This is a genomic window from Actinomadura sp. 7K507, assembly GCF_004348425.1.
Taxonomy (GTDB): Bacteria; Actinomycetota; Actinomycetes; order Streptosporangiales; family Streptosporangiaceae; genus Spirillospora.
Window position 1 is genome coordinate 1 of sequence record NZ_SMKK01000533.1, and the last position, 1,161, is coordinate 1,161.

Annotated in this window: 1 protein-coding gene; it reads left to right on the plus strand. The window is 74.4% G+C overall.

The window, feature by feature from the left end:
• Window positions 1-1,141, plus strand: a 1,141-nt coding sequence (locus E1285_RS45100; RefSeq protein ID WP_207947321.1) for a hypothetical protein, incomplete at its 5' end; no start/stop codon positions are given.
• Window positions 1,142-1,161 lie beyond the last annotated feature (20 nt).

Here is a 1,161-nt window from a genome sequence, read left to right on the forward strand (position 1 = left end):
GCCCTACCTGGCCCCCGCGCCGCCCTACGCGGCGCCAGCCCCGGCCCCGGCGCCGACGCAGTACTACGCGACCACGACGCGCCCAGACGCAGCCCCAGCACCACCCCACCTGACGTCCGCGCCGCCCTACATGCCCCCGGCACAGCCCAACACGACGCCCGCGGCGCCCCACCTGACATCCGCGCCGCCCTACACCACCTCAGCGCAGAGCTACACGACTTCGACACGGCCGGACGCAGCACCAGCGCCGCCCCACTTGACGTCCACGCAGCCCTACGCGGTCCCAGCACAGGCCAACCCGACGTCCACGCAGGCCTACGCGCCCCCGGCACAGCCCCACCTGACGTCCAGGCAGGTCTACGGGGCCGGGCCGGCGCCGGTGGGTTACCCGCAGATGGGTTACGTGCCGGACCCCGCGGCCGCCGGCGGATCGGCGTACACAGGGCGGGTGTCGGGTGGTGCGGCCTGGCCGGGCCCCCCGGGAACGGCCGCCGGTGTCCCGCCGCATGCGGCGCCGACGCAGCCCATGCCGGTCCCGGCCGGCCCGTCCTGGCCGGGACCGAACTGCACGATCGTCTACACCGACATCGTCGGGTTCAGCGCGCCCCACCGCAACGACGTGGACCGCCTCGAAATGCGGCGCGCCATGTACGCCGTCCTGCGCGAGGCGTTCGAGGAGTCGCTGGTCCCCTGGCAGGCCTGCCACACCGAGGACCGCGGCGACGGTGCGCTGATCGTCGTGCCTCCCGAGGTACCGACCGCCACCGTCGTCGACCCCATGATCGCCGCCCTCGCCGTCCGGCTGCGCCGCCACAACCAGCGGTCGAGCAGCGCCGTCCACATCCAGCTCAGGGTCGCGGCCGACGTCGGGCCCGTGATGCCCGACCCGCCGGGCGTGACCGGCTTCGCCCTCATCCACACGGCGCGGCTCCTGGACGCGCGCCCCCTCAAGGAACGCCTCGCCGCGACCGGCGCCGACCTCGGCTTCATCGCGTCGCAGTTCGTCTTCGAGTCCGTCATCACCCACGGCGCCGGCTACGTGAACCCCGCCGAGTACGAGCCCATCAGCTGCCGGGTGAAGAAGCTCAAGACCGAAGGCTGGATCCACCTGCGCGGCGTGCCCGCCCAGTCGGCGGTCTGACCCGCCGCACCGCCCCGGCC